At 73.3% G+C, this 2801-nt stretch carries 4 protein-coding genes; all 4 read left to right on the forward strand.

Translation table 11 applies throughout. The annotated features are described in order from the left end of the window. Nucleotides 1-395 (forward strand): hypothetical protein (locus AB0C29_RS41940; protein WP_360832972.1); only part of this gene is annotated, 395 nt, incomplete at its 5' end. Beyond that, the gene (locus AB0C29_RS41945) at nt 392-1306 is read left to right on the forward strand and encodes an ABC transporter ATP-binding protein (protein ID WP_360832975.1); all 915 of its coding nucleotides are present in this window, start codon (nt 392-394) and stop codon (nt 1304-1306) included. The genes AB0C29_RS41940 and AB0C29_RS41945, both read left to right, overlap by 4 nt. After that, on the forward strand, nt 1303-2136 hold the full coding sequence (locus AB0C29_RS41950; RefSeq protein ID WP_360832977.1) for an ABC transporter permease: 834 nt from the start codon (nt 1303-1305) through the stop codon (nt 2134-2136). The genes AB0C29_RS41945 and AB0C29_RS41950 overlap by 4 nt, the downstream gene beginning before the upstream one ends. A gap of 227 nt (nt 2137-2363) precedes the next feature. After that, a complete protein-coding gene (locus AB0C29_RS41955; RefSeq protein WP_360832979.1) occupies nt 2364-2780 on the forward strand; it encodes a hypothetical protein in 417 nt (138 codons plus the stop codon). Nucleotides 2781-2801 lie beyond the last annotated feature (21 nt).

The raw sequence follows: 2801 nt of genomic DNA on the forward strand, positions 1-2801 counted from the left end.
CGGCTCCCGGGCCCGGCATCGGATCGGCCACCACCTCCGCGGCGGACGTGCTGGCCGCCCTGGACCGCTGGGACTCGCTGACCCCGCCGGACAGCCTCGCCGGCTTCCCCCGCCAGGACAGCGTCGCGGGCGTGCCGGTCGTGGGCGTCTACGGCACCGGCCTGGCCCGGTTCGTGGCGCTGGGCCTGCCCGGCCGGCTCGGCGACGACGTGTTCCGCAACGCGGCCCGCTGGGGACGCCGGCTGACCGTGCCCGGCGGGGAGGCCGTGCTGATCACGGCCGGCCTGCTCAACGTCCTGGCGGTGCGGGCGGAGCGGACATACCTGGTCACCGGCTTCGTGGACGCGCCGCTGCTGGAACGGGTGGCCGCCGATCTGGCCGGAGGGACCGCATGATCATCACCAGGGACCTGACCAAACGCTACGGCCGCACCACCGCAGTACGCGGGGTCGATCTGGAGGTCCGCGAGGGTGACCGCTACGGCTTGCTCGGGCCGAACGGCTCCGGCAAGACCACCCTGATCCGGATGCTGCTGGGGCTGGTCTTCGCCACCCGCGGCGAGATCGAGGTGCTGGGCCTGCCCGTGCCCCGGCGGGTGCGAGAGGTGCTCCCGCAGGTCGGCGCCCTGGTCGAGGGCCCAGGCATGTACCCGCACCTGCCCGGGCGCACCAACCTCAACCTCTTCGACGCGGCCGGGCCGGGCGGCGGGCGTCGCGACCGGCGGCGGCGGGTCGACCAGGCCCTCGAACGGGTCGGGCTGGCCGGCATCGACCGGCGGCCGGTCCGGGCGTACTCGCTGGGCATGCGGCAGCGGCTCGGCCTGGCCGCGGCGCTGCTGCGCACGCCCCGGCTGCTGATCCTCGACGAGCCCACCAACGGGCTGGACCCGCGGGGTATCCGGGAGATCCGCGACCTGCTGACCGAGCTCAACAACGAGGGCACGACGGTGCTGCTCTCCAGCCACCTGCTGACCGAGATCGAGGCGTTCTGCAGCCGGGTGGGCGTCATGGACAGCGGCCGGCTGGTCCTGCAGGACGACCTGGCCGCGCTGCGCGCGCCGACCGGCCGGGTGGTGCTGCACACCCCGGATGCGGACCGGGTGGTCGCGCTGCTCGACGGCCGGGTCGAGGCCCGCGACGGAGACCGGCTGACGGTACGCCACCAGGCGCCCGACGACCTCAACGCCGAGCTGGTCACCGCGGGCGTGCGGGTCGTGGAACTGGCCGGCGAGCGGCGTTCGCTGGAACAGGTCGTGCTGGAGGCCACCACCACGAGCTCGGACCGCGTCGAAGGGGGCACGGCATGATCCGGGTCGAACTGGCCAAGCTGTTCCGCCGCCCGCGCACGTACGTGATCGCGGCACTGCTGTGCGCGCTGCCGTTCATCGTCGCGGTGTTCCTGGCCACCACCCGGATCCCGCCGCCACCGGGGCAGGGCGGCGCCTTCCTGTCCGCGGTCCTCAGCAACGGCGCCCTGTATCCGGCCGCGGCGATGGCCCTGGTCCTGCCGGTGCTGCTGCCGGTGTCCGTCGCTGTGCTCGCTGGGGACGCGGTGGCCGGCGAGGCATCCGCGGGCACGCTGCGCTACCTGCTGATCCGCCCGGTGGGGAGGACCCGGCTGCTGGTGGCCAAGCTGGTCTCGCTGGTGGTGTTCGTGCTCTTCGCCATCGCGACCGTGCTGGTCACGTCCTACGTCACCGGGCTGGCGTTGTTCGGCGCCGAGGCCGACAGCACCGGGGTGACGCTGCCGGCCGACGTCACCTCCCTGTCCGGCGTCACGATCGCCCCGGCCGGACTGGCCTGGCGGCTGCTCGCCACGGTCGCCTACATCACGGTGTCCATGCTGGGCGTGGCGGCGATCGCGCTGTTCCTGTCCACCGTCACCGACTCGGCGCTGGGTGCGGCGATGGGGGCGCTGGCCGTGCTGGTCGTGAGCCAGGTGCTGGTGACGCTGGACGCGGCGGCCGCGGTCCGGCCGTACCTGCCGACCCGCTACTGGCTGGCCTGGATCGACTTCTTCCGCGAGCCGGTGCTCTGGCGCGACATCGAACGCGGCGCCGCGCTGCAGCTGGTTTATCTGGTGGTGCTGCTCGGAGCCGCGTGGGCGAACTTCATGACCCGGGACGTGACCAACTAGGGCTCCAGGCGCTCACCGGCGTCGATGTGATCTGAGCGTCCGGCACGAGAAGTTCTCTTGCCCTCCGTGCACCGCAGGTGTTTGACTCGTTGCGCCGGGGCGACAACGCCGCCCCGGCGTAACGGGGATTGCGTTGTCGGCGGGTGCTGTCCTGCCCGTTCTTTCTGGTGCCCACCATCCGGTCGCGCAGATCCCCGCTGCTTCGTCTGTCCACAGTGGAGGATTAGGTGCACATCCGATCGGTCTCACTTCCAGCGGCGGCTCTGCTGCTGCTGGCCGGCGTCGTGGCCCCGGCCGCACCGCCGGCGCTGGCGGCCCCGCCGCCCCAGCAGGCGCCCCAGCCCCGTTATGCGAGCGAAGCGGCCGACATCTCGTCCGCCCGTGTTCTGGCCCGGCTGTCCGGCAAGCGCGTCGAGGCCCTGTCCGAACGCTCCGAGTCCACCACCACCTGGGCCAACCCGGACGGCTCGCTGACCTCCGACCTGGCCGCCGGCCCGGTCCGTTTCCGGCGTGCCGGAGACTGGGTCGACGTCGACCTCACGCTGCGGCGGGAAGCGGACGGCACGGTCGCCGCCAAGGCTCACCCGGGCGGGCTGCGGCTCGGTGCCAAGGGCGGCACCCGGGCCCGGTCGCTGGCCGGCTGAAACGCGGCACTCCACGGTCAC

The sequence above is a fragment of the Actinoplanes sp. NPDC048791 genome (assembly GCF_040650095.1).
Classification (GTDB): domain Bacteria; phylum Actinomycetota; class Actinomycetes; order Mycobacteriales; family Micromonosporaceae; genus Actinoplanes.